The sequence below is a fragment of the Algoriphagus sp. genome (genome assembly GCF_024305035.1).
Taxonomy (GTDB): domain Bacteria; phylum Bacteroidota; class Bacteroidia; order Cytophagales; family Cyclobacteriaceae; genus Algoriphagus.
This window is the reverse complement of the sequence record NZ_JAMWZB010000075.1, coordinates 1-1,217: the sequence shown is the minus strand read 5'-3', so window position 1 is coordinate 1,217 and position 1,217 is coordinate 1. Positions and strand designations below refer to the sequence as shown.

Below are 1,217 nucleotides of genomic sequence, written 5' to 3'. Positions count from 1 at the left end.
CAGGGAAATCGCTTTTAGATTTTAAGGATTTTAGCTCGATACGTATCATCCAATGCTGCCAGATGTCTTTTTGAGGGTTTACTATTTTTAGTTGATTTCTCCTGATCGATCAGTGTGAGTGCCATTTTGGCGATTATATTGAAGTTTAGAGCTGAGTGATCTTTCTTCTTTAGTGAGGCATCTTCTCTGAATATCACGTCCAGACTCCAATGGAGGTTGTTTTCCACTGCCCAGTGGCTTCTTACTGCATCGTGGATGAGCTTTGCATCCGCTTTCAGAGAAGTGATATAATATCTGGTCTCAGTAGTTCCCTTTCCTGTTTGCTTGATAATTCTTTCTGAGGTTATTCTTACCACGGCTGTTAAACCTGGCCACTCCTCCTTTTTGTCAAGGAACTCCAATTGGTCGACCACTTCACAGAGTCTGTGCTCTATTCTCCCATGGCCAAGTTCGTTGCTGCTGTATGCTGCTTTTACCGGGTTGATGGAAAATAGCTTTTCAACCTGATCTTTAAGTTCCTTTTGGTTTCCTTTCACCATCAGCACGTAGTCTGCTTCTTTTTTCTTTATTGCCCCGGCAATGTTCTTTTGACATCCCATGGCATCCAGGGTGACAATGCAGCCTTTCAGAGCTAACAGTTCCAGTAATTCGGGTATGGCAGTGATTTCATTGCTCTTGGAATCCACTTTTACCTGCCCTAAGCATAACCCGTTGGCCGTTGCAAAGGCTGAGACCACGTGTAACGCAGACTTTCCATTGGCCTTATCTTCAGAACCACGGAGTGTTTTGCCGTCTATGGACACCACTTCCCCTGAAGTGAATTGCACCATAGACTCAACCCAAGAAACAAAACACCTACTGAATGCTTGGGAATCTAGGGCTGCGAACACTTTACCCAGCACATCATGGGAAGGTATCCCATTGGTAAAAGGAAAGAACCTGCGAAGCCAGTCCACCTTGGCACGACCAAAAAGACTGATTGTAGTCCAGCTATCCATCCCGCTGACAACGGCAGCAATGGAAAGAAAAAGTATTTCATGAAGAGGATAAAGATGATTTCCTTGAGAGGTACGTCTGGGATCTTCCAAGTCTGCAAAAAAAGAAGAGAAAACCGGGGATTTTTTTGGGAAATTTTTAGGAAAGGTCATTTTTTTTGACCGCCACCTAAAATACCAAAAAAAATTTGATTTAAAAAAAATTCAAAAGCGATTTCCCTG

1 protein-coding gene is annotated in these 1,217 nt (G+C 43.1%); it reads right to left on the bottom strand.

From position 1 onward, the window contains the following. Positions 1-14: 14 nt before the first annotated feature. Positions 15-1,148 carry an ISAs1 family transposase gene (locus Q0L00_RS19560; RefSeq protein WP_297338581.1) on the bottom strand — a complete coding sequence of 378 codons (1,134 nt, stop codon included), beginning with the start codon at positions 1,146-1,148 and terminating at the stop codon, positions 15-17. Between the last annotated feature and the right edge of the window lie 69 nt (positions 1,149-1,217).